This window comes from Pseudomonas fungipugnans (assembly GCF_029955235.1).
Taxonomy (GTDB): Bacteria; Pseudomonadota; Gammaproteobacteria; order Pseudomonadales; family Pseudomonadaceae; genus Aquipseudomonas; species Aquipseudomonas fungipugnans.
Window position 1 is genome coordinate 1180641 of sequence record NZ_JARBWL010000002.1, and the last position, 23713, is coordinate 1204353.

Consider the following 23713-nt stretch of genomic DNA (forward strand, 5'->3'; position numbering starts at 1 on the left):
CTTGAAATGATTTCTGTTCAGTCCTCGACCCGGTTGCCGTGCGGCAACCGGGTTCTTGATTTGGCCCAGACGCATGTCATGGGCATTCTCAATGTCACCCCTGATTCCTTTTCTGATGGTGGTCGTTACAGCCAGCTCGATGCGGCCCTGCGCCACGCTGAAGCAATGGTGTCGGCCGGCGCGACGCTGATTGATGTCGGCGGTGAGTCGACCCGGCCAGGCGCCAGGGTGGTTTCTCCACTTGAAGAGCTGGAGCGAGTCGCACCGATCGTCGAGCTGATCAATCGCGAACTGGATGTCATCATCTCGGTCGATACGTCCACGCCAGCGGTCATGCGCGAAACTGCGCGACTGGGGGCAGGCTTGATCAATGACGTGCGCTCGTTGCGTCGCGATGGTGCTCTGGATGCTGCTGCTGCCACTGGCCTGCCGGTGTGCCTGATGCACATGCTCGGCGAGCCGGGCGACATGCAGGACAATCCGCAATACCAGAACGTGACTGAGCAAGTGGGGGAGTTTCTCGCCGAGCGCATGGCTCAATGCGCGTCGGTGGGTATTGCAGCTGAGCGGATCATTCTGGATCCGGGTTTCGGTTTCGCCAAAACCCTGCAGCACAATCTAAGCTTGTTCAAGCATATGGAAGCCCTGCATGCCTTGGGGCGCCCCCTGTTGGTCGGGGTGTCACGCAAGAGCATGATCGGGCAGGCATTGAATCGCCCGGTGGGAGATCGCCTGTTTGGTGGTCTGGCGCTTGCGGCACTGGCATCGGTCAAGGGTGCGCGTATATTACGCGTCCATGATGTGGCCGAAACAGTCGACGTAGTGCGGATGATCGCTGCGGTGGAATCAGCCGAATAAGAATGATGGAGTACCTATGACTAAAAAATACTTTGGCACCGACGGCATTCGTGGTCGTGTCGGTGAATACCCGATTACTCCAGACTTCATGCTCAAGCTTGGCTGGGCTGCGGGCATGGCTTTCCGCAAAATGGGCGCCTGCAAGGTGTTGGTCGGCAAGGACACTCGCATCTCGGGCTACATGTTCGAGTCGGCACTTGAGGCCGGGCTGACGTCGGCAGGTGCTGATGTGATGCTCCTGGGGCCGATGCCGACCCCGGCCATTGCCTATCTGACGCGCACTTTCCATGCCGAAGCCGGCATCGTGATCAGTGCTTCGCACAATCCGCACGATGACAACGGCATCAAGTTTTTCTCCGGCAAGGGGACCAAGCTTCCGGATGAGCTTGAGTTGATGATCGAAGAGCTGCTCGATACGCCCATGACGGTGGTCGAGTCGAGCAAGATCGGTAAAGTGTCACGAATCAACGACGCCTCCGGTCGTTATATCGAGTTCTGCAAAAGCAGTGTTCCGACCGGAACCAGTTTTACCGGTTTGAAAGTGGTGATCGACTGCGCTCACGGTGCGACCTACAAGGTGGCGCCAAGCGTCTTCCGTGAGCTGGGCGCCGAGGTTGTCGTCTTGTCCGCTCAGCCCAATGGCCTGAACATCAATGAAAATTGTGGTTCGACCCATATGGGGCAGTTGCAGGCTGCTGTATTGGCCGAGCACGCGGACCTGGGTATCGCCTTTGATGGTGATGGCGACAGGGTTCTGATGGTGGATCACACTGGAGCCATCGTTGATGGTGACGAGTTGCTGTTCATCATTGCTCGTGATCTGCACGAGCGCGGCAAATTGCAAGGCGGTGTGGTCGGAACGCTGATGAGTAACCTGGGGCTGGAGCTGGCCCTGGCCGATCTGGGAATTCCATTCATACGTGCCAACGTCGGCGACCGTTACGTGATCGCCGAGCTGCTGGAGCGCAACTGGGTGGTCGGTGGTGAGAACTCGGGGCATGTCGTTTGCTTCAATCACACCACGACCGGCGATGCGATCATCGCCGCGTTGCAGGTGTTGATGGCGTTGAAGGCTCGCTCCGAAGGGCTGGCCCAGACCCGCCAGGCGCTGCGCAAGTGCCCGCAGGTGCTGATCAATGTGCGTTTCGGCGGTGGTGCGAGCCCCCTCGATCACTCATCGGTCAAGGAAGCCAGCGAGCGAGTTACGCAAGCAATGGCAGGTCGCGGCCGCGTGTTGTTGCGCAAGTCCGGGACAGAGCCACTGGTGCGGGTCATGGTCGAAGGCGAGGACGAAACACAGGTTCGTGGTTACGCCGAAGAGCTGGCAAAACTGGTAACTGAAGTTTCTGCCTGAATTCGGCTTGCCAGCCATGATTGTGTTGGGTAACATCTGCGCCCACTTTGACCGACGAGGTACAGCATGCGTCGCACTATGGTAGCTGGTAACTGGAAGATGCACGGTACCCGCGCCAGCGTCGCTGAGCTGATCAACGGCCTTCGTCATCTGGCCTTGCCAAGCGGTGTTGATGTCGCGGTATTCCCGCCTTGCTTGTATATCAATCAAGTGATTGATGGCTTGAAAGGCAAGTCGATTTCGGTCGGCGCGCAGAACTCTGCGGTGGAATCCATGCAAGGCGCATTGACCGGTGAAATTGCACCGAGTCAGCTGGTGGATGCAGGTTGTTCCCTGGTTCTTGTCGGGCATTCCGAACGCCGCCAGATCATGGGTGAGCGAGACGGCATGTTGAATCGCAAGTTCGCAGCGGCACAGGCATGTGGCTTGATTCCGGTGTTGTGCATAGGGGAAACCCTGGAGCAGCGCGAAGCCGGGAAAACTCTTGAGGTTGTCGGGCGTCAGCTGGGCAGCATCATCGAGGAGCTGGGTGTAGGTGCCTTTGCAAAGGCAGTAATTGCTTACGAGCCGGTCTGGGCCATTGGCACCGGGCTGACTGCTTCGCCGCAACAGGCGCAGGATGTGCACGCAGCCATTCGCGCTCAGTTGGCGGCAGAGAATTCTGAGGTCGCACGAGGTGTGCGGCTTCTATACGGCGGCAGCGTGAAGGCGGCCAATGCGGTCGAACTGTTCGGCATGCCGGATATCGATGGGGGGCTCATTGGTGGAGCTTCCCTGAATGCAGATGAGTTCGGTGCGATTTGTCGCGCCGCGGGAAACTGAAAAAATGCTGGAAACAGTCGTAGTCGTTTTTCATCTGCTGGGTGCATTGGGCGTAGTTGCTCTGGTATTGCTGCAGCAGGGTAAAGGTGCGGATGCTGGCGCGTCTTTCGGAGCAGGTGCTTCAAATACTGTGTTCGGAAGCCAAGGTTCCTCTACCTTTCTTAGTAAGTTTACTGCTATACTTGCCGCAGGTTTTTTCATAACCAGCTTAGGGTTAGGTTACTTTGCTAAAGAGAAAGCTCACCAGCTGACTCAAGTAGGTTTGCCAAATCCAGCGGTTCTGGAAGTTCCAAAGCAAAAACCGGCTTCTGATGATGTACCGGTGCTTCAAGAGCAAAAGTCGGCTACTCCAGCGACTGACGTGCCTCCAGCTCAAGAGCAAAAGTAAGAAGGGTTTCAAACGTAGTATTGCCGAGGTGGTGGAATTGGTAGACACGCAACCTTGAGGTGGTTGTGCCCATAGGGTGTAGGGGTTCGAGTCCCCTTCTCGGTACCAATTATCAGGAGAGCCCGCTGTTGCGGGCTTTCTTGTAGGTGGAAGGTTACATTGACCCTGTCAGGGATCGGTCGTATACTTCCGCCCCAGCTTTGTCGCGGGGTGGAGCAGTCTGGTAGCTCGTCGGGCTCATAACCCGAAGGTCGTCGGTTCAAATCCGGCCCCCGCAACCAGTTTAAAGAGCCCCTTTTAAGGGGCTTTTTGTTAGCTGGACACTTTCAACGCCGCTGTTCGACGGCGTTTCAAGGATGGGCGTTTCGCCCATTTTTTTATTTTGCACAGCATGCACATACATGCACGAGGGGGTTCAGGTGTCGAGCAAGCTAGAAGAGTTGCAGGCCTTGCTGGCCCCGGTGGTCGTGGCCCTAGGCTATGAATGCTGGGGTATTGAGTTTTCGGCTCAGGGTCGTCACTCAATGTTGCGTGTTTATATCGATAAGGAAGGCGGCGTACTGGTGGACGATTGTGCCATCGTGAGCCGTCAGATCAGCGGTGTTCTGGATGTTGAAGATCCGATCGCCGTTGAATACACCCTTGAAGTTTCCTCGCCTGGCATGGAACGCCCACTGTTCACTCTTGAGCAGTTTGCAAAATTTGCCGGTGAACAAGTGAAGATCAAGCTGCGTTCGCCTTTTGAAGGTCGACGCAACTTTCAGGGCCTTCTGCGCGGTGTAGAAGAGCAGGACATCGTGGTGCAGGTTGAAGACCATGAGTTCCTGTTGCCGATCGATATGATCGACAAGGCCAACATTATTCCCAGTTTTGACTGAGACGCGGATCCCGCGGATCCAATGGCTTGCGAAAGGCGAGGCGTACGATGAGCAAAGAAGTACTGCTGGTTGTTGAGTCGGTATCCAATGAAAAGGGCGTACCGGCAAACGTAATTTTTGAGGCGCTGGAGCTGGCTCTGGCCACTGCTACCAAAAAGCGTTTTGAGGACGAAGTCGATCTGCGTGTGGAAATCAATCGCCACACTGGTGCTTACGAGACATTCCGTCGCTGGACGGTCGTCGAAGAAGCAGACCTGGACGATCCGGCCATCGAAACCTGGCCAAGCAAGGTTGCCGAAACGCATCCTGGTGCCAAGGTGGGTGATGTAGTCGAAGAAAAAATCGAATCCATCGAGTTCGGTCGCATCGCTGCACAGACTGCCAAGCAAGTCATCGTGCAGAAAGTACGCGAAGCCGAGCGCGCTCAAGTTGTTGACGCTTATCGCGAGCGCCTTGGGGAAATCATCTCCGGCACCGTGAAAAAAGTCACCCGCGACAACGTGATCGTCGACCTGGGCAACAACGCTGAAGCGTTGCTGGCTCGTGAAGACATCATTTCTCGCGAAACTTTCCGGGTTGGCGTGCGCTTGCGTGCGTTGCTCAAGGAAATCCGCACCGAGAACCGCGGCCCGCAGCTGATCCTGTCGCGTACCGCGCCGGAAATGCTGATCGAGTTGTTCCGCATCGAAGTGCCGGAAATCGCTGAAGGCCTGATCGAAGTAATGGCGGCGTCCCGTGATCCGGGTTCGCGTGCCAAGATCGCGGTCCGCTCCAAGGACAAACGCATTGATCCGCAGGGCGCTTGCATCGGTATGCGCGGTTCGCGCGTCCAGGCAGTGTCGGGCGAGTTGGGCGGTGAGCGTGTGGACATCGTCCTGTGGGACGATAACCCGGCTCAGTTCGTGATCAATGCAATGTCGCCGGCAGAAGTGGCGGCAATTATCGTTGACGAAGATGCCCATGCAATGGACATCGCCGTTGGCGCAGACAATCTTGCTCAGGCCATCGGTCGCGGTGGTCAGAACGTGCGTCTGGCTAGCCAGTTGACTGGCTGGACCCTGAACGTGATGACCGAATCGGACATCCAGGCTAAGCAGCAAGCAGAAACCGGCGACATCCTGCGCAACTTCATCGACGAGCTGGAAGTCGACGAAGACCTGGCACAGGTGCTGGTAGATGAAGGCTTCACCAGCCTGGAAGAGATTGCCTACGTACCGCTGGAAGAAATGCTCAACATCGACGGCTTTGACGAAGAAACCGTCAACGAGCTTCGCGCTCGTGCCAAGGATCGTTTGTTGACCAAAGCCATCGCTACTGAGGAAAAGCTGGCAGACGCCCATCCGGCCGAAGACCTGCTCTCGCTTGAGGGTATGGACAAGGATTTGGCGATGGAACTGGCGGTGCGCGGCGTAATTACCCGCGAAGACCTGGCCGAGCAGTCTATTGACGACCTGCTCGACATCGACGGCATTGACGATGATCGTGCCGGCAAGTTGATCATGGCCGCCCGAGCCCACTGGTTCGAGTAATTAGGCGCGGCCTGAGGAGAGAAGTGCATGACGCAAGTCACGGTGAAACAACTGGCCGATGAGGTCAAAACACCGGTAGAGCGCCTGTTGCAGCAGATGCGTGAGGCAGGTCTGCCGCACACCGCCGCCGAAGAACATGTGACTGACAGTGAGAAGCAATCTTTGCTGACTCACTTGAAAAGCAGCCACAAGGCGAAAGTGGAAGAACCACGCAAGATCACGCTGCAGCGTAAAACCACCAGCACCCTGCGGGTTGCTGGCAGCAAAAGCATCAGCGTTGAAGTCCGCAAAAAGAAAGTTTTCGTACAGCGTAGCCCGGAAGAAATTGAAGCCGAACGCAAGCGTGAACTGGAAGAGCGTCGCGCAGTAGAAAATGCTGCCCGTCAGAAGGCTGAAGAAGAAGCCAAGCGTCGCGCCGAAGAAGAAGCGCGTCGCCAGCCTGCTGCTGCGCAAAACGCTACTACCGACGCTGTCGCGGCTCCTGCTGCAGTTGCCGAACCTGTGCGTGAAAGCGCGCCGGTGGCTGCTGCACCAGCACCGTCTGCCGACGTTCGTAACAAGCAGAACGAACAGCGCCGTCCGGACAAACCACGTGCCGACGATAACAATCGTCGTGGCAGTGGCGATGGTGAGCGCAAAAACGCTCCGCATCGTGCTTCGGTCAAAGAGAAGGCGCCTGCTCCACGTGTTGCGCCACGTACTACCGACGAAGAAAGCGATGGCTTCCGTCGTGGTGGTCGCGGCAAGGCCAAGCTGAAGAAACGCAACGCTCACGGTTTCCAGAGCCCAACCGGCCCTGTTGTGCGCGAAGTGAAGATCGGCGAGACCATCACTGTTGGCGATCTCGCCCAGCAGATGTCGGTCAAGGCTGCTGAAATCATCAAGTTCATGTTCAAACTGGGTACCCCGGCGACCATCAACCAGGTTCTCGATCAGGAAACTGCTCAACTTGTGGCTGAAGAGTTGGGCCACAAAGTGACCCTGGTCAGCGACACCGCCCTGGAAGATTCCCTGGCCGAGTCCCTGAAATTTGAAGGCGAGACGTTCTCCCGTGCACCGGTTGTGACCGTAATGGGCCACGTTGACCACGGTAAGACATCGCTGCTCGACTACATCCGTCGTGCCAAGGTAGCGGCTGGCGAAGCCGGCGGTATCACCCAGCACATCGGTGCGTACCACGTTGAAACTGATCGCGGCATGGTCACTTTCCTCGATACCCCGGGTCACGCTGCGTTTACCGCAATGCGTGCTCGTGGTGCCAAGGCGACTGACATCGTGATCCTGGTCGTTGCAGCGGACGACGGCGTAATGCCGCAGACCATTGAAGCTGTCCAGCATGCCAAGGCTGCAGGCGTTCCACTGGTTGTTGCAGTGAACAAAATCGACAAGCCGGGCGCTGATCTCGATCGCATCCGTAGCGAACTGTCGGTTCACGGCGTGACCTCGGAAGAGTGGGGCGGCGACACCCCGTTCGTATCGGTTTCGGCGAAAGTCGGTACTGGCGTGGACGAGTTGCTCGAAGCTGTTCTGCTGCAAGCTGAAGTTCTGGAACTCAAGGCAACCCCGTCGGCCCCAGGTCGTGGTGTTGTGGTTGAATCGCGTCTCGACAAGGGCCGTGGCCCGGTTGCGACGGTTCTGGTTCAAGACGGTACCCTGCGCCAAGGCGACATGGTCCTGGTCGGTTCGAACTATGGCCGTGTACGTGCCATGCTCGACGAGAACGGCAAGCCAATCAAAGAAGCCGGTCCTTCCATCCCTGTCGAGATTCTCGGCCTGGACGGTACTCCGGACGCTGGCGACGAGATGAGCGTTGTTGCCGACGAGAAGAAAGCCCGTGAAGTGGCTCTGTTCCGTCAAGGCAAGTTCCGCGAAGTCAAACTGGCCCGCGCTCACGCTGGCAAGCTTGAAAACATCTTCGAGAACATGGGCCAGGAAGAGAAGAAGACGCTTAACATCGTCCTCAAATCCGACGTCCGTGGTTCGCTGGAAGCGTTGAACGGCGCCTTGAATGGCCTGGGTAACGACGAAGTGCAAGTGCGTGTTGTCGGTGGCGGTGTCGGTGGTATCACCGAGTCCGACGCCAACCTGGCACTGGCCTCCAACGCTGTACTGTTCGGCTTCAACGTGCGTGCCGATGCTGGCGCTCGCAAGATCGTCGAGCAGGAAGGTCTGGATATGCGTTACTACAACGTGATCTACGACATCATCGAAGACGTCAAGAAAGCCCTCACCGGTATGCTGGGCAGCGATGTTCGCGAGAATATCCTGGGTACTGCTGAAGTGCGTGACGTGTTCCGTTCGCCGAAGTTTGGCGCGATCGCCGGTTGCATGGTTATCGAAGGTGTTGTTCACCGTAACCGTCCAATCCGTGTACTGCGTGAAGACATCGTTATCTTCGAAGGCGAGCTGGAATCCCTGCGCCGCTTCAAGGATGACGCTTCCGAAGTACGTGCCGGCATGGAATGCGGTATCGGCGTGAAGAGCTACAACGACGTCAAAGCTGGCGACAAGATCGAAGTCTACGAGAAGGTTCAGGTTGCTCGCAGCCTCTAACTCGCGCACTTCAAGGGCCACGGCGAGCCGCTGCATGCAAGTGCGCGGCACGGCGTCAGGACTCTAAACGCAACGCCCGGTCTGGCTTTTGTCAGGCCGGGCGTTTGCCGCTTTCAGACCCCACGGGTTTCACCGTGAGGCAGTAACAGGTAACAAGACATGGCAAAAGAATACAGCCGTACCCAACGTATCGGCGATCAGATGCAGCGTGAGCTGGCACAGCTGATCCGTCGTGAAGTCAAAGACCCGCGCGTCGGCCTGGTCACCATTACCGCTGTTGAAGTCAGCCGTGACGTCGGTCACGCCAAGATCTTCATCACCGTGATGGGCCAGGACAGCGCTGAAGACATCGCGCAAAGCATCAAGGTGCTCAACTCCGCCGCCGGCTTCCTGCGCATGCAGTTGGCTCGTGAGATGAAGTTGCGCAGCGTTCCACAGTTGCACTTCCACTACGACGAAAGCGTCGTGCGTGGCGCGCACCTGTCGGCCCTGATCGAGCGTGCGGTGGCTGAAGATAATCAGCACCCGGAAGCGGCTGAACCCGAAGACGCCAAGGAGTAATCGGTGGCTCAGGTCAAACGTATCCGTCGTAACGTCAGCGGCATCATCCTGCTCGACAAACCGTTGGGGTTCACCTCCAACGCCGCGCTGCAGAAGGTTCGCTGGTTGCTGAACGCCGAGAAGGCCGGACACACCGGCAGTCTCGATCCGCTGGCCACCGGCGTGCTGCCGTTGTGCTTCGGTGAGGCCACCAAGTTCTCGCAATACCTGCTCGATTCCGACAAGGCATATGAAACCTTGGCGCAACTGGGCAAGACCACCACCACGGCCGATGCCGAAGGTGAGGTTTTGCAGGAACGCCCGGTGACCGTTGGTCGCGCCGATGTCGAAGCTGCCTTGCCCGGTTTTCGTGGGCAAATCAGCCAGATACCGCCGATGTACTCGGCCCTCAAGCGTGACGGGCAGCCGCTGTACAAGCTGGCCCGTGCAGGCGAAGTAGTGGAGCGCGAACCGCGTTCTGTTACTATTGCGCGCTTGGAATTGCTGGCCTTTGAGGGTGATACTGCGCGGCTTGCGGTGGATTGCAGCAAAGGCACTTATATCCGCACCCTGGTGGAGGATATTGGTGAGCAACTCGGTTGTGGCGCTTACGTTGCAGAACTGCGACGTACCCAGGCCGGGCCTTTCACGCTGGCGCAGACGGTCACGCTCGAAGAGCTGGAAGCGGTACATGCCGAAGGCGGCAACGAAGCGGTCGACCGCTTCCTGATGCCATCGGACAGCGGCTTGCTGGATTGGCCGCTGTTGCAGTTCTCGGAGCACAGCTCGTTCTACTGGCTTAACGGCCAGCCGGTACGCGCCCCGGATGCACCGAAGTTCGGCATGGTACGGGTACAGGATCACAATGGTCGCTTCATCGGTATTGGTGAAGTGAGCGAAGACGGGCGCATCGCGCCACGTCGACTGATTCGGTCGGAATGACCGAAACCGGTCTGCGTAACAGCAGGCTGGCGAGGGTGGCTGTTAGCAGGCACGGTCACTACTCATTTTTAGATACAGGGATTTGTCCCTGGCCTGTTGAAGCTGTTTCTTTGAAACAGTTTCCTAATAAAAGGATTGCCTCATGGCTCTCGACGTTCAAGAAAAAGCACAAATCGTAGCTGACTACCAGCAAGCTGTTGGTGACACTGGTTCGCCAGAAGTGCAAGTTGCACTGCTGACCCACAACATCAACAAGCTGCAAGGTCACTTCAAGGCCAACGGTAAAGATCACCACTCCCGTCGTGGTCTGATCCGCATGGTAAACCAGCGCCGTAAGCTGCTGGACTACCTGAAAGGTAAAGATCTGGGCCGTTACCAGGCTCTGATCGGTCGCCTGGGTCTGCGTCGCTAATAAGCGATTGCGCTAGAGGTTGGTTGTCTGTCGTGCGTCAGTGGGTTTCCCGCTGGTGCATGGCAGGCTCCCAGCCTCAAGTTTTATCTGGATACACGTTTTACCCTGGACAGGCGTTGGGCCGATTCCCGACATTGCCCAAGAATTTCGCAAGAAGACAAGTTCCCCAAGAGCCACAAAAGAAGGTAGGACACCGTGAACCCGGTAATCAAAAAATTCCAGTTCGGTCAGTCGACCGTTACCCTCGAGACAGGCCGTATCGCCCGTCAGGCCTCCGGCGCAGTATTGGTCACCGTTGACGACGACGTCAGCGTATTGGTGACCGTAGTCGGTGCCAAGCAAGCAGATCCAGGCAAGGGCTTCTTCCCTCTGTCCGTTCACTACCAGGAAAAGACTTACGCTGCCGGTAAGATCCCTGGCGGTTTCTTCAAGCGCGAAGGCCGTCCTTCCGAGAAAGAAACCCTGACTTCCCGACTGATCGACCGTCCGATCCGTCCGCTGTTCCCAGAAGGCTTCATGAACGAAGTGCAGGTTGTCTGCACCGTCGTTTCCACCAGCAAGAAGACCGATCCGGACATCGCTGCGATGATCGGTACTTCGGCTGCACTGGCCATCTCCGGTATTCCTTTCGATGGCCCGATCGGCGCTGCCCGCGTTGCGTTCCACGAAAGCACCGGCTACCTGCTGAACCCGACTTACGAACAACAGAAAGCTTCGAGCCTGGACATGGTCGTTGCCGGTACGTCGGAAGCCGTTCTGATGGTTGAATCGGAAGCCAAAGAGCTGACCGAAGACCAGATGCTGGGCGCGGTACTGTTTGCTCACGACGAGTTCCAGGTTGTGATCAACGCCGTTAAAGAACTGGCTGCCGAAGCCGCCAAGCCAACCTGGGCCTGGGCTCCACAGCCAGAAGCGACCGCTCTGCTGGGCGCTATCCGTGCCGAGTTCGGCGACGCGATCTCCCAGGCCTACACCATCACCATCAAGGCCGACCGTTACGCTCGCCTGGGTGAGCTGAAAGACCAGGTAGTTGCCAAGCTGTCCGGCGAAGAAGGCCAGCCTTCTTCCAGCGAAGTCAAAGCAGCTTTCGGCGAAATCGAATACCGCACCGTTCGCGAAAACATCGTAAACGGCAAGCCACGTATCGATGGTCGCGACACCAAGACCGTACGTCCCCTGAACATCGAAGTCGGCGTTTTGCCAAAGACCCACGGTTCGGCACTGTTCACCCGTGGCGAAACCCAGGCTCTGGTCGTAGCAACACTGGGCACCGCCCGTGATGCACAACTGCTGGACACCCTGGAAGGCGAGAAAAAAGACCCGTTCATGCTGCACTACAACTTCCCTCCGTTCTCGGTAGGTGAGTGTGGTCGCATGGGTGGCGCTGGTCGTCGCGAAATCGGTCACGGCCGTCTGGCCCGTCGTTCGATTGCTGCGATGCTGCCTGCTGCCGACGTGTTCCCGTACACCATCCGTGTTGTGTCGGAAATCACCGAGTCCAACGGTTCGAGCTCCATGGCTTCGGTCTGCGGCGCTTCCCTGGCCCTGATGGATGCCGGCGTTCCGATGAAAGCACCGGTTGCCGGTATCGCCATGGGTCTGGTTAAAGAAGGCGAGAAATTCGCCATCCTGACCGACATCCTGGGTGACGAAGACCACCTCGGCGACATGGACTTCAAAGTAGCCGGTACCGCCAAAGGTGTTACCGCGCTGCAGATGGACATCAAGATCAAGGGCATCACCGAAGAAATCATGGAAATCGCTCTGGGCCAAGCCCTGGAAGCGCGCCTGAACATCCTCGGTCAGATGAACCAGATCATTGGTCAGTCCCGTACCGAACTGTCGGAAAATGCTCCGACCATGATCGCGATGAAAATCGACACCGACAAAATCCGTGATGTCATCGGTAAAGGCGGCGCGACCATTCGTGCGATCTGTGAAGAGACCAAAGCTTCGATCGACATCGAAGACGACGGCTCGATCAAGATCTTCGGCGAAACCAAGGAAGCTGCTGAAGCTGCACGTCAGCGCGTTCTGGGTATCACCGCAGAAGCTGAAATCGGCAAGATCTACGTCGGCAAGGTTGAGCGCATCGTCGACTTCGGCGCATTCGTCAACATCCTGCCAGGCAAGGACGGTCTGGTTCACATCTCCATGTTGAGCGACGCTCGCGTAGAGAAAGTGACCGACATCCTGAAAGAAGGCCAGGAAGTGGAAGTACTGGTACTGGACGTGGACAACCGCGGCCGTATCAAACTGTCCATCAAAGACGTGGCAGCAGCCAAGGCGTCGGGCGTTTAATCACCCCTGCGACTGACCGCTGAACAACAAGACGCCCCGACTGGTTCGGGGCGTTTTGCTGTGTGCAGGAAAATAAAAGATCACAGTCTTCAAGTTGCCGGACCTCAAACCCGGTGCTAGGTTTAGCCCACACGCCCGTGTAGCTCAGCCGGTAGAGCAGCGCACTCGTAACGCGAAGGTCGCAGGTTCGATTCCTGTCTCGGGCACCAATTCCCCTCTGCTACTTCACCTTCCTGCTCAAATCTTCAACCGTGCGTTTGAGCTGGTCGATGGTCCGATCCTGATCGCTGACCTGGCGCTTGAGGTTCGACAGCTCGCTGGAGCTGGAACTCGAGCTGGACCCGCTACTGCGCTTGAGGTCGTCCACCTGCTTGCTGAGGTTTTTCAGGTCGCTGTCCTGGTCCTTGATCGTGCGCTTGATGTCGGATAAATCACTGTTGTTCGAGCTGGAACTGGAACCACTGCTACGCTTGAGTTCTTCGATCAGACGCGCTTGCTCGTTAATGGTGCGCTTCTGATAGTCCAGTTCGGTGGCATTGGCCTTCACGGTTTTCTGCATGTCCTGCAGGTCATCAACGCTGAAGCCGCTCTTGACCAGTTGGTTATCGTTGTACGAGTTACGAATGGCAGAAATTTGATCGTTGTACTGCGCAGGACCGGAGACGATTTCAACGGCGGCCTGAGCCGTGTTGACGAGTGCCAGGTTGCCAAGCAAAGCGGTGGCGAGGAGGGTGGCCGAAAGCGTCGAAAAACTGCGCATCACTGAGGTTCCTTGTGAAGTGCCGGCATGGCACATCGCTATGACGTCAGTTTCGGATTTATGTTCCCGGACCTCACACTGACAGGGCGACCGATAATTTGTGGGATTGATGTAAAGAGCCATGTAAATCGTCAGCCAAACGTCCTATATTCGGAGTCTGACTGAGCACCGCCCAGCAGTTTTCATGATCCAGAATGGTTCTGAAGGCCGGATAAACCGGGCCTGTACCGGTTTACGGCAGAGAGATCCTTGATGATCCAGATCCATCTTCCATTCCCAGATCAGCGAGAACGCCATGACCGTTAAAGAGTTGACCCAGGAAGCCCGACACGAAGAAGCCCTCAGGAAGTACGTGCTCGATGCCCCGCAATTGATGGACGAGATCAAGGACCTGAGTGCCGACGATCAGAAAGACCAGATTCAGTGGGCGTTCGAGGATGAGGCAGAAGCTCAGGGCTTGCAGCCGTGGGAACTGACACTCAAGTACACCTCAAGCCCCGAAGATTTCGAAGCTGCGCGGATTGTCCTGCACAAGGAGGCCGCCGAAGTATTGGGCGTCGAGTGGGATGAGTACTGCGAGATGAACAACCTGGTGGTTTGAAACGAAAACGCCAGCCTTCAGAGGGCTGGCGTTTTTTTGCGCGGCTTTCTCAGAGACTGAGGCGCATCGACAGGTCGACGGCCTTCACGTCCTTGGTCATCGCACCAATCGAAATGTAATCCACCCCGGTCTGCGCAATCGGCAGCAGCGTGCTTTCATTGATGCCGCCGCTGGCCTCCAGCTTGGCCTTGCCGGCATTCAGGCGCACGGCCTCGCGCATGTCATCCAGGCTCAACTCGTCGAGCATGATGATGTCGGCGCCTGCCGCCAGCGCTTCTTTGAGTTCGTCCAGGCTTTCCACTTCAATCTCCACCGGCTTGCCCGGAGCGATCTTGTGCGCAGCCCTAATGGCTTCAGGGATGCCGCCACAGGCTGCAATATGGTTTTCCTTGATCAGGAAGGCGTCATACAGGCCGATGCGATGGTTGTGGCAACCGCCGCAGGTCACCGCGTACTTTTGCGCCAGACGCAGCCCGGGCAAGGTTTTGCGAGTGTCGAGCAACTTCACCTGAGTCTCGGCGACGAAATCGGCCAGGTGTTGTGCGCGGGTTGCCACGCCGGAGAGCATCTGCAAGAAATTCAGCGCGCTGCGCTCACCAGTCAGTAGCGAGCGGGCCGGGCCTTCGAGGTGAAACAACGGCTGATTCGGTTTCACCCGCTCACCGTCGCGTACCTGCCAATGCACCGCCACTCGTGGGTCCAGTTGCCGGAACACGGCATCGACCCAGGCGGTGCCGGCGATAACGGCGTTATCACGAGTAATGATGGTGGCTTTGGCCAGGCGTTCTGCCGGGATCAGTTGCGCGGTGATGTCGCCGCTGCCGACGTCTTCGAGCAGCGCACGGCGCACGTTGGCTTCGATTTCGGCGGTCAGATCGGCGAGACGTAGATTCGGCATAACGGACTCCACAAACTAAGTGGCTCGATTATAGAGCCATGGCGCGGGGCAACCCAAGGCGTGCGAGGTGTTCACATCGCGCTGAAACCTGCATTTGGTCGATCCGCGTGAGTATCCAGGGCCGGGCCAAGGTCTGCCTTATGTATCTATTTCGACAAGAAACGCAGAGTCTGCTGGCACAGGAGACATCTTTTGCAAGATAATCCGCCTTGCATTTGACGTCATAGCTTTGACGTGCCTTTGGATCTCCGATTATTGAATGACAGCGGTTGGGCTTTGCTCCCCGTTGGGCGATGGCTGTGAGGCCTGCGCAGTCGATCTTTTTTTGCCGAACCCGAAGAATCACCGTGACAGGAGGCTTGGATGCACAACGACGGGAATGTAGTGCCTTTGCACAAGGCGGCTACCGATCAGGCGACACATTCGCCGCTCGCCCGCCTGCCTGTGATTCTTCTTCAGGTTCGCGACAAGGCTGTGCAACAGCTGCGCCATGGTTTGCAGGAGTTGTTCGATAATGCCGACGACACCTTGTTCGAAATGGCCGACCGGGCCCGCAACGACATCGAACAGAACATTTTTTTTGAAGCCATGCGCGATCTGCGCCTCAAGCGCAAAAGTATCGAGCGCGGGTTTCTTGAACAGTTTCTCGAAGCATTTATCAGCCTGACCCAACCCGATCTCCCGCATTGCGCATTGCCCCAGGCGTTCGAAGGGTTGCTGTCGCAAACCAACGACGATCTGGAGCGCAATGTGGCCGTCGAGGCCATGGTCAACAAAGTGCTGAACCGCGAAGGTTTTGCCCTCGATCAATTGACCACCCGGCTCAGCGTGCTGGTGGGCAAGGCGCTGCTGGAGCAGCACAACCCGTTAGGGCCCTCGAAACTGTGTGAGTACTTCTTGCAGGCCGGGCGCAACCTTGGCGTGGAGATCAAGGTCAAGCTGATCCTCCTCAAACTGTTCGACCGTTATGTACTCAGTACTGCCGATCAGCTTTACGCCGAAGCCAATCAACTGCTGGTCGCCACGGGCGTGTTGCCGGACCTCAAGCCGGCGCCGGCGCGGCGTGTCACTGATCGCGCGGCGGCCAGTGTGCAGGCCGACCTGGTTGAACCCGGTGTCCGCGCAGGCGTTGCGCCGATGGATGACGGCGTGCAGGAAGTCTTTGCCGCCTTGCAGGAGTTGCTGCTGCATATGCGCGGCAGTGTCGCACCCACACTTGAGGCCTGCGCCCAGACGTTGCCGATTTCGACCCGTGACCTGCTGCGCCTGTTGTCGCATTTGCAGCAGTACGTGCCGGCGCTGGCTGCCCAGGACGATTTCGATCTGCGCAATCAGCTTGAACAGCTGCTGACCCGGGTCAGTGTCAAAAGTGGCAAGTCGCGGGTGGTCGGGGTCGCCGATGAAGACGTGATCAACCTGATCGCCATGCTGTTTGAGTGCATGCTTGATGATCGCAACCTGCCGGACTCGCTCAAGGCATTGATCGCCCGGTTGCAAATCCCGATGCTCAAAATCGCGGTACTCGACAAGAGTTTCTTCAGCCGCAGCAGCCATCCGGCCCGCCGCTTGCTCAACGAAATTGCCGCGGCGGCGATGGGGTGGGGCGAGTGCGACGATCATCAGCGCGACAGTTTGTACCTGCGCATCGAGCAAGTGGTACAGCGCCTGTTGAACGACTTTGTCGATGACCCGGCGATTTTCTCCGAGTTGCTGGCGGACTTTCTCGCCTTTACCAGCGACGAGCGCCGTCGCAGCGAGTTGCTGGAACAGCGCACCCGTGACGCCGAGGAAGGACGCGCCAAGACCGAACTGGCCCGGCAACGGGTTGAGCAAGCGCTGAACCAGGCCTTGTTGGGCAAGGTGTTGCCGCAAGGTGTGGTGGCGTTTGTGCAGAATGCCTGGAGCAAGGTGTTGCTGCTGACGTGTCTCAAGCATGGCGATCAGTCTGCTGAATGGCATGCCGACGTACAAACCATGGCGCAATTGATCTGGAGCGTGCAGCGCCATGAGGCCGATGATGCGAGTTTGCGCCTGTTATCGCTGGTGCCTGGCTTGCTCAAGTCTCTGCGCGATGGGCTGAGCAGTTCGGCGTTTGATCCGTTTGCCACCAGTGAATTCTTCAGTGAGCTGGAGCACCTGCACGTTCAACTGTTCGAGCGCCCGGGCCAGGCCCTGGAGCAATCGGCTGTGGGCGATGCGCCGGTGATGGTTGAGGTGTTGCAGCAAATTGTCCTGCGTACGGCTGACGAAGGTCCGGTCGAAAATGTTGCTGTGGGTTTGCCCGCGGACGATGTTGGGATGTTGCAGGTCAATCAGTTGCGCCTGGGTTGCTGGGTCGAGTTTCAGGAGGACGAGGAAAACACCTTGCGCTGCAAACTGGCGGCGATCATCGAAGCCACCGGCAAGTACATTTTTGTCAACCGCACCGGCATGAAAGTACTGGAGCGCAGCCACACCGGCCTGGCTCTGGAGTTTCGCCGGGGCGCGGTACGCACACTGGACGATACGCTGCTGTTCGACAGAGCCCTGGAATCGGTGATCGGCAATCTGCGGCGACTCAATCGCGGCAAGTGATCGCGCGCCGAGGGTCTATCACGGCATACTGGGCACCAACACAGTCGTCGTTGAAGGAACCTGTATGCAGTTGGACCCCGCGAGCGGTTGGTGTCAGGGCGTAAACCTATGTCCTTCGCCCAACTTCAATGCGCGCCCCACGGGCGAAATTTCCCTGCTGGTGATCCACAACATCAGCCTGCCGCCGGCGCAGTTCGCCACCGGCAAGGTGCAGGAATTTTTCCAGAATCGTCTGGATGTCACCGAACATCCCTACTTTGAAGGGATCGCCGACCTGCGGGTATCCGCACATTTTCTGATTGAGCGTGACGGTGCTGTCACCCAGTTTGTCTCCTGCCTTGAGCGGGCCTGGCATGCGGGTGTCTCGAGTTTCGAAGGGCGGGAAGTCTGTAACGATTTTTCCGTGGGCATCGAGCTGGAAGGGACGGATGATCTACCGTTCACCGACGCGCAATATCAGGCATTGACGACCCTGACCCGACAGCTGCAAAACACCTTCACCGGCATCACCGCGCAACGGATCTGCGGGCATAGCGACATAGCACCGGGGCGCAAGACCGATCCCGGACTGGCGTTCGACTGGGCACGCTATCGCGCGGCTCTGGAAAAAGAGGAGCAACAATGAGCTTTCTGGTTTTGCTGTTGGCGGTCTGGATCGAGAAATTCTCAGCCCTGCGTCACCGGGTTCAGCGCGATGGCGGTTGGTTGCGTGAGCTGGCCAAACTGGAGGCCAGCCCGCGACTGGGCAATCGTCCGTGGCTGATATTGGCACTGCTGGTGCTGTTGCCGGTGGCGCTGCTCGGGTTGCTGCTGGTGGTGCTGGAACCCGTGGCTTATGGCTTGTTGGCGTTACCGGTGCATCTGCTGGTGGTGATCTACAGCCTGGGCCGTGGCGATTTGCTGGGTGGTCTCGGGCCGTTCCGCGACGCCTGGCGTCGGGAAGACCTGCAAGCTGCCGCTCATGTCGCCAACCGCGACCTGAACATCTGCGCTGACGACGGCGAACAGTTGCTGGAGCGTGTCCAGGCTCATCTGTTGTGGCAGGCGTATCAGAGCTTTTTCGCGGTGATTTTCTGGTATTTCGTGCTCGGCCCGGTGGCAGCACTGAGTTATCGCTTGCTGGCCCTGGCCGAAGAGCATGCGCAGAACCCGGCCCTGGCCGAGCGTGCCGGGCAATTGCGTCACGCCTTTGACTGGGTGCCGGTGCGCGTACTGGCGGCAAGTTTTGCCCTGGTCGGCAACTTTGTCGCAGTCAGCCGGGTGATGTTGCACGAACTGCTGAACTGGAACATCAGTGCTGTGCAGTTGATGGAAAAGGTCGGTCTGGCGGCCGGGGAAATCCCGGCCCCGGTGGTCGGCCCTGAAGGCATCAACAGCCTCGACCGGATCTGGGAGCTGCTGCTGCGTGCGGCAGTGCTGTGGTATGCCGGTTTTGCATTGTGGACGGTGTTGCCGTAAATCTCCTATGCACCGCAACAACTATGGGAGCGAGCCTGCTCGCGAAAGCGGTCTGTCAGCCAGCATCTCTGTTGAATATTAAGGCCGTTTCGCGAGCTGGCTCGCTCCCACAGGGGAAGTCGTCGTTCTGAAGAACGGCATCCCTGCCGTTAACCTTAAGTTACAAAACCTCCCTCCGATTTGAGCTATACAGAGATAGCGTCCAATAGTGGCTATCTGCTGCCTCTGTGCGCCTGCCAATAAAAATAAGAAATCAACAGGGAGACTTCACCGTGAAGCGCTTGCTCTATCCCGCCGTCGCGCTGATGAACCGCCTGAGCTTCGGCATGAAGTTCAGCCTGATCAGCGTGCTGTTTCTGGTGCCTATGCTGGTGACCAACTTCTTTCTGGTGCGTGATTCCTATCGCGAATTCCAGGGCACCCAGGTTGAACTGCAGAGCCTTGACCTGCTGGGCAGCAGCCTGACCCTGCGCCGGGATCTGGAAACCCTCAACAATCTGGTGCAGATCAACGTCACCCTTGCTCAGTCCGGCAAGGCGGGCGATGTCGAGTCGAAGATATCGACACTGGAACAAGGCATATTTGCGCGTCTACAGGGGCTCGCGGCAACGGCCACTGACCCTGAGCAGATCAAGGTGTTCGACGATAAACACGATGAAATGATCGCCGCGTTGAAGTCCCAGCAAGCGGAAAATTCGCTGCAAAGTAAAAGTGCGCAGATCGGCAAGTTGCTCGGCAATGCGCAGGTTTTCAGCCAGATCATTGCCAGTCAGGCTGGGCTCAGCCGTGACAATCAGAGCGATATGCGTCAGCTCAGCGAACTCGTTACCCAAGTGACGGCCTCTGTTACCCAAATCCTGGGCGAAGGGCGGGCGATGGGCTCGTACTCATTGGGACAGGGCTTTCTCAATTCTTCCTCCAGCACCCGCTTTGATGAACTGTTGGCGCAGATCGAAAAGCTACAGGCTGAATATGGCCTGAAATTGCAGGATGCCCTGAACTCCAGCAAGGCTGCGCGCGAAAACCTCGCCACCGAGGCAGAGAACAGCAAGACCTCACTGAAAAAGGCCAGTGAACTGTTCGAGCAACAAGTTGTGATGGCCGAAGCGCTCGATGCGCCATGGCAGCCCTTTTATGATCAGGTCACCGGCCTGATGGACCAGACTTATCAACTCAATGAAGCCACGCTGAAGTTTCTCGGTAGCCAGTTGCAGCAACGGCTTGAGCAGAACCGCACGCACATGGTCTTGCAGGCGGTGGCGCTGGCGGCGGTGTTTGTGCTGATTTTTTACCTGTACGGCGGTTTCTATGCCTCGACCCGCACCACGCTCAAACGCCTGGGCGCGATGATGGACAAGGTCGCGGCGGGCGACATGACCGTGAACTTCGTGGCTCAGAGCCGTGATGAGTTGGGCGAATTGGGCGAAGTGTTCAACGGCACCGTGAAGAAAATCCATGACCTGATCGAACGGGTCAGTCAGACCGTCGGCGAGGTCGAACGTCAGGCCGGGCAGGTGGAAAACGTATCGGCCCAAAGTAATCAGGCGGTATCCGGGCAGCGCACGCAGATTGAGCAGGTTGCCACGGCCATGAACCAGATGTCAGCGACCTCACTGGAGGTGGCGCGTAGTGCAGCCGCCGCGGTCAGCAGCGCCCACAGCGTCAACGATGAAACGTTGAGTGGCAGGGGGCTAGTTGAATCCCAGCAAGGCAGCATCGCAGCCCTGGCCAGCGAGATCGATCAGTCGGTGCGGGTGGTCAATCAATTGGCCAGCGACAGCCAGGCCATCAGCCGTGTGCTTGACGTGATCAAAAGCATTGCCGAGCAGACCAATCTGCTGGCGCTCAACGCTGCCATCGAAGCGGCCCGTGCTGGCGAGCAAGGGCGCGGCTTTGCGGTGGTGGCGGACGAAGTGCGGACGTTGGCCAAGCGTACCCAGCAATCGACCGAAGAAATCGAGCAGATGATCACCCGGCTCCACGGCGGTGTCAGTGCGGCGGTGAAAGCCATGGGCATCAGTCATGAAATGGCCAATGGCACCGTGGGGCAGTCGGAAAAAGTCCAGCGGGCCCTGGAAAACATTCTCGGCGCAGTGGGCATGATCGTCGACCAGAATCAGCAAATCGCTGCCGCCGTCGAGCAGCAGACCGCCGTGGCTCACGACATCGACCAGAATATCGTCGAGATCAATCGCGCCGGCGAGCGTACCGCCGACGGTGCGTACCAGACCGAAAATGCCAGCCGGGCGTTGTCGGCGCAGGTAGTGGAACTGAAGCAATTGATCAGCGCATTCCGCGTCTGAAACACCACACCAACCTGCTCCCACGTGGTTTCGTGATATCTGGAATGATGTCTGAACAATTTGTAGTACTTCTGCTCTACGTACGGCGGGTTATTTCCTGTTTTCCTGAGCACGCAGATTTTTCGTCTTCAATACAGGAAGATCCACCCTTCTGACCTGCCCTGAGGAAGCTCGGTTATGTCTGCCGTCACGATAGGAATCAAGGGCCGCTGCGGCCACTGTCAGACCATGCTGGCGCTCAAGCCATGGCAACTGAATGCCATCGCCATCAACGAAGCGTTTACCTGTAGCCACTGTCACAAAGCCTTGCAACTGCGCTGCCCCAGGCAGATCAAACGCTTCAGGTCGCTTGATTCCCTGGCGCTGGTGCGCGCAAGTGCAATGCTCATGGTCTGTACGGCAGTGCTGGTGGCGCTGGTGATGGAATGGCTGAGGATGATCAGCGTGGTGGAACAGCTGAATTTCTCCCTGATCGCGATCTTCGCCTACTGTGCGATTACCCGCGTTGTCCGACACCGGCGACACATGACGTTGATTCTCGAAGCCGCCAAGGCCCACATCGACTGACTACCAGTTGAACAGCTGGCAGGCATTGGCGGTGCTGACTGCCGCCAGTTGCTCGGGACTGATAGCCATGATCTCGGCAAGCGCCGCGCTGATCGCCGGCAAGTGTGCCGGGCTGTTGCGCTGGCCGGCAAACATGGCGGGCGCCATGTCCGGGGAGTCGGTTTCCAGGACCACCGCCTCAAGCGGCAAGTCGGCCAATACCCGGTGCATGCGCAGTGCCTGAGGCCAGGTCGCCGCGCCCCCCAGGCCGAGTTTGAAACCCAGCTTGATGTATTCCCGCGCCTCTTCCCGGCTGCCGGCAAACGCGTGGATGATGCCGGCGCGTTTCAGGCCAAAGCGCTTGAGCGTGGCGATCACCGCAGCGTGGCTGCGCCGTACGTGAATCAAGGCCGGCAGATTGAAGTCTGCCGCCAGTTGCAGCTGCGCCTCGAACAGCGCCTGCTGACGGGCGCGATCCAGGCTTTCGATAAAGTAATCCAGGCCGATCTCGCCCACCGCGCAGAGCTGCCGATGACCCGCCAGGCGTGTCAGCCAGTCGCCCAGTTCACTCAAGTCCTGCGCACGATGCTGGTCCAGATAGACCGGGTGCAAGCCGAAAGCCGCATGCAGATCCGGATCGCTTTGCACCAGATCCCAGACCCGTTGCCAATTGGCCTGATAAACCCCCAACACCACCATCCGCTGTACGCCGTGGGCGCGGCTTAGCGCCAGCAGCGCCCCGCGGTCCTCGTCGAAATCCGGAAAATCCAGATGGGTGTGGGTGTCGACAAACTCCACGGCTCAGTCCCGGTGAATACGTTGCTTGAAGGTCCGCGCGATGGCCAGCACGCCGGGCTGGTAGTCCGACTGCTCGATGGCCGCCAGCGCCAGCTCCAGTGCCTTGTCGGCGATCAACTGATGTTGCTGGGCCATGGCATTGACCGGTAGCGGCAGGAAATCCAGCAACTGTGTGTCACCAAACGTGCCGAGCCGCAGCGGACGGCTTTTCAGCGGGAAGTCATGCAAGGCATCGAACACACCCTGCAACAGCACGTAGGAAGTTGTTACCAGCGCATCGGGCAAATGCCCCAGGCGCTGTAGCAATTCTTCCATCAATTGTTTGCCGCACTCACGGCTGAACGACTCGCCTTGCTCGATCAGTATCTGACCTTCAAACCCGGCCAGCGCTTCTTTGAAGCCGGCGGCCCGTTCCTGGCTGATGCTCAGTTCGGGTCGGGCGCCGATCAGCGCAATCTGCTTGGGCAACGGGTCGAGCAGGCTTTGGGTCAGGTGCAGACTGGCCTCGCGGTCGTCACTGATCACCGAGCAGAAATGCTCGGGCTCCATGACCCGGTCGATGGCGATGATCGGGATGCCTTTGGCCTGCAACTGCCGATAACTGTCGTCATCGGTGGGCAGGCAACTGGCGACAATCAACGCATCGCAGCGGCGGGCGCGGAACAGTTGCAGCAATTGCCGTTCACTGTCCGGCGCATCGTCGGAGCTGGCGATCAATAATTGATAGCCGCGCGCCCGGGCGCCTTGCTCCAGCAGCTTGGCAATTCGCGCGTAACTGGGGTTTTCCAGGTCCGGCAGAATAAAGCCCAGCGTACGCGTGTGCCGGCTGCGCAGCCCGGCGGCCTGGGGGTTGGGCGTAAAGCCATGTTGCTCGACCACCGCACGCACGCGCTCGACGGTGGCGCTGCTGATGCGTTGCTGTGCGGCCTTGCCATTGATGACATAACTGGCGGTGGTCACGGACACACCGGCCAGTTGGGCGATATCACTGAGTTTCAACTCGGGATTTCCTTGTTTTTTCGAGCTTGCCCCGACATTTTCGCCAATCCTACCCGATTCAGGCAGACGACCAATGTCGCAACGCATCCGACAAGTTGGGCTTCAAGGATGAGACATTATCGAGTAACGTGCCAATCATTCTAGATTAAACGTTTCAGCAAGCGTATTTTCTACGTTTCAGGTGCCTTTGGCCGGTTCT

General features: G+C 58.0%; 21 protein-coding genes and 3 tRNA genes. 20 read left to right on the forward strand and 4 right to left on the reverse strand.

The window, feature by feature from the left end; genetic code table 11:
- Positions 1–6 precede the first annotated feature (6 nt).
- From folP to POF45_RS20225, 14 genes are all read left to right on the forward strand, one after another.
- The gene (folP, locus tag POF45_RS20160) at positions 7–858 is read left to right on the forward strand and encodes a dihydropteroate synthase (RefSeq protein WP_282316538.1); all 852 of its coding nucleotides are present in this window, start codon (positions 7–9) and stop codon (positions 856–858) included.
- Between the two features lie 16 nt (positions 859–874).
- Positions 875–2212: a phosphoglucosamine mutase gene (glmM, locus tag POF45_RS20165; RefSeq protein ID WP_259499257.1), complete on the forward strand. Its 1338-nt coding sequence runs from the start codon at positions 875–877 to the stop codon at positions 2210–2212.
- 66 nt (positions 2213–2278) lie between these two features.
- A complete protein-coding gene (gene tpiA / locus POF45_RS20170) occupies positions 2279–3034 on the forward strand; it encodes a triose-phosphate isomerase (RefSeq protein WP_259499259.1) in 756 nt (251 codons plus the stop codon).
- 4 nt (positions 3035–3038) lie between these two features.
- Positions 3039–3422: a preprotein translocase subunit SecG gene (gene secG, locus POF45_RS20175; protein ID WP_201194393.1), complete on the forward strand. Its 384-nt coding sequence runs from the start codon at positions 3039–3041 to the stop codon at positions 3420–3422.
- A 22-nt stretch (positions 3423–3444) separates the two neighbouring features.
- Positions 3445–3530: transfer RNA gene (locus POF45_RS20180), tRNA-Leu, on the forward strand.
- 96 nt (positions 3531–3626) lie between these two features.
- A tRNA-Met gene (locus tag POF45_RS20185) sits at positions 3627–3703 on the forward strand.
- Positions 3704–3841: 138 nt separating this feature from the next.
- Positions 3842–4300 (forward strand): ribosome maturation factor RimP, encoded by a 459-nt coding sequence (gene rimP, locus POF45_RS20190; RefSeq protein ID WP_259499261.1) that lies wholly within the window; start codon positions 3842–3844, stop codon positions 4298–4300.
- 47 nt (positions 4301–4347) lie between these two features.
- On the forward strand, positions 4348–5829 hold the full coding sequence (nusA, locus tag POF45_RS20195) for a transcription termination factor NusA (protein WP_007900474.1): 1482 nt from the start codon (positions 4348–4350) through the stop codon (positions 5827–5829).
- 27 nt (positions 5830–5856) lie between these two features.
- Complete coding sequence (gene infB, locus POF45_RS20200; protein WP_259499264.1) at positions 5857–8382, forward strand: translation initiation factor IF-2; 2526 nt, start codon at positions 5857–5859, stop codon at positions 8380–8382.
- Between the two features lie 159 nt (positions 8383–8541).
- A complete protein-coding gene (rbfA, locus tag POF45_RS20205) occupies positions 8542–8943 on the forward strand; it encodes a 30S ribosome-binding factor RbfA (protein ID WP_259499266.1) in 402 nt (133 codons plus the stop codon).
- Positions 8944–8946: 3 nt separating this feature from the next.
- A complete protein-coding gene (truB, locus tag POF45_RS20210) occupies positions 8947–9864 on the forward strand; it encodes a tRNA pseudouridine(55) synthase TruB (protein ID WP_054616162.1) in 918 nt (305 codons plus the stop codon).
- A gap of 142 nt (positions 9865–10006) precedes the next feature.
- Positions 10007–10276: a 30S ribosomal protein S15 gene (gene rpsO, locus POF45_RS20215; protein ID WP_003176135.1), complete on the forward strand. Its 270-nt coding sequence runs from the start codon at positions 10007–10009 to the stop codon at positions 10274–10276.
- A gap of 195 nt (positions 10277–10471) precedes the next feature.
- A complete protein-coding gene (gene pnp / locus POF45_RS20220; RefSeq protein ID WP_201114931.1) occupies positions 10472–12577 on the forward strand; it encodes a polyribonucleotide nucleotidyltransferase in 2106 nt (701 codons plus the stop codon).
- 133 nt (positions 12578–12710) lie between these two features.
- Positions 12711–12786, forward strand: a tRNA-Thr gene (locus tag POF45_RS20225).
- Between the two features lie 11 nt (positions 12787–12797).
- Here the strand turns inward: POF45_RS20225 and POF45_RS20230 are convergent.
- A complete protein-coding gene (locus POF45_RS20230; RefSeq protein ID WP_259499269.1) occupies positions 12798–13337 on the reverse strand; it encodes a hypothetical protein in 540 nt (179 codons plus the stop codon).
- A gap of 295 nt (positions 13338–13632) precedes the next feature.
- Here POF45_RS20230 and POF45_RS20235 point away from each other — a divergent pair, with 295 nt between their 5' ends.
- On the forward strand, positions 13633–13938 hold the full coding sequence (locus POF45_RS20235; RefSeq protein WP_259499271.1) for a DUF6388 family protein: 306 nt from the start codon (positions 13633–13635) through the stop codon (positions 13936–13938).
- 49 nt (positions 13939–13987) lie between these two features.
- On the opposite strand, the gene nadC is transcribed toward POF45_RS20235, so the two are convergent.
- On the reverse strand, positions 13988–14836 hold the full coding sequence (nadC, locus tag POF45_RS20240; RefSeq protein WP_259499273.1) for a carboxylating nicotinate-nucleotide diphosphorylase: 849 nt from the start codon (positions 14834–14836) through the stop codon (positions 13988–13990).
- A gap of 363 nt (positions 14837–15199) precedes the next feature.
- On the opposite strand from nadC, the gene POF45_RS20245 reads away from it, so the two are divergent.
- The 5 genes from POF45_RS20245 (at position 15200) to POF45_RS20265 (ending at position 21738) form a co-directional block, all read left to right on the forward strand.
- Positions 15200–17410 (forward strand): DUF1631 domain-containing protein, encoded by a 2211-nt coding sequence (locus tag POF45_RS20245; protein ID WP_282316549.1) that lies wholly within the window; start codon positions 15200–15202, stop codon positions 17408–17410.
- A 64-nt stretch (positions 17411–17474) separates the two neighbouring features.
- Entirely contained in the window at positions 17475–18035 is a 561-nt protein-coding gene (ampD, locus tag POF45_RS20250; protein ID WP_259499278.1) for a 1,6-anhydro-N-acetylmuramyl-L-alanine amidase AmpD, read from the forward strand.
- Positions 18032–18868: a regulatory signaling modulator protein AmpE gene (gene ampE, locus POF45_RS20255; RefSeq protein ID WP_259499279.1), complete on the forward strand. Its 837-nt coding sequence runs from the start codon at positions 18032–18034 to the stop codon at positions 18866–18868. The genes ampD and ampE overlap by 4 nt, the downstream gene beginning before the upstream one ends.
- A 1598-nt stretch (positions 18869–20466) precedes the next feature.
- Complete coding sequence (locus POF45_RS29925; protein ID WP_409077945.1) at positions 20467–21171, forward strand: methyl-accepting chemotaxis protein; 705 nt, start codon at positions 20467–20469, stop codon at positions 21169–21171.
- Between the two features lie 177 nt (positions 21172–21348).
- Positions 21349–21738: a hypothetical protein gene (locus tag POF45_RS20265; protein ID WP_282316553.1), complete on the forward strand. Its 390-nt coding sequence runs from the start codon at positions 21349–21351 to the stop codon at positions 21736–21738.
- Here the strand turns inward: POF45_RS20265 and POF45_RS20270 are convergent, their stop codons facing one another.
- Positions 21739–22515, reverse strand: a complete 777-nt coding sequence (locus POF45_RS20270; RefSeq protein ID WP_282316555.1) for a TatD family hydrolase — start codon at positions 22513–22515, stop codon at positions 21739–21741.
- Positions 22516–22518: 3 nt separating this feature from the next.
- Positions 22519–23514, reverse strand: a complete 996-nt coding sequence (gene cra, locus POF45_RS20275) for a catabolite repressor/activator (RefSeq protein WP_282316556.1) — start codon at positions 23512–23514, stop codon at positions 22519–22521.
- Between the last annotated feature and the right edge of the window lie 199 nt (positions 23515–23713).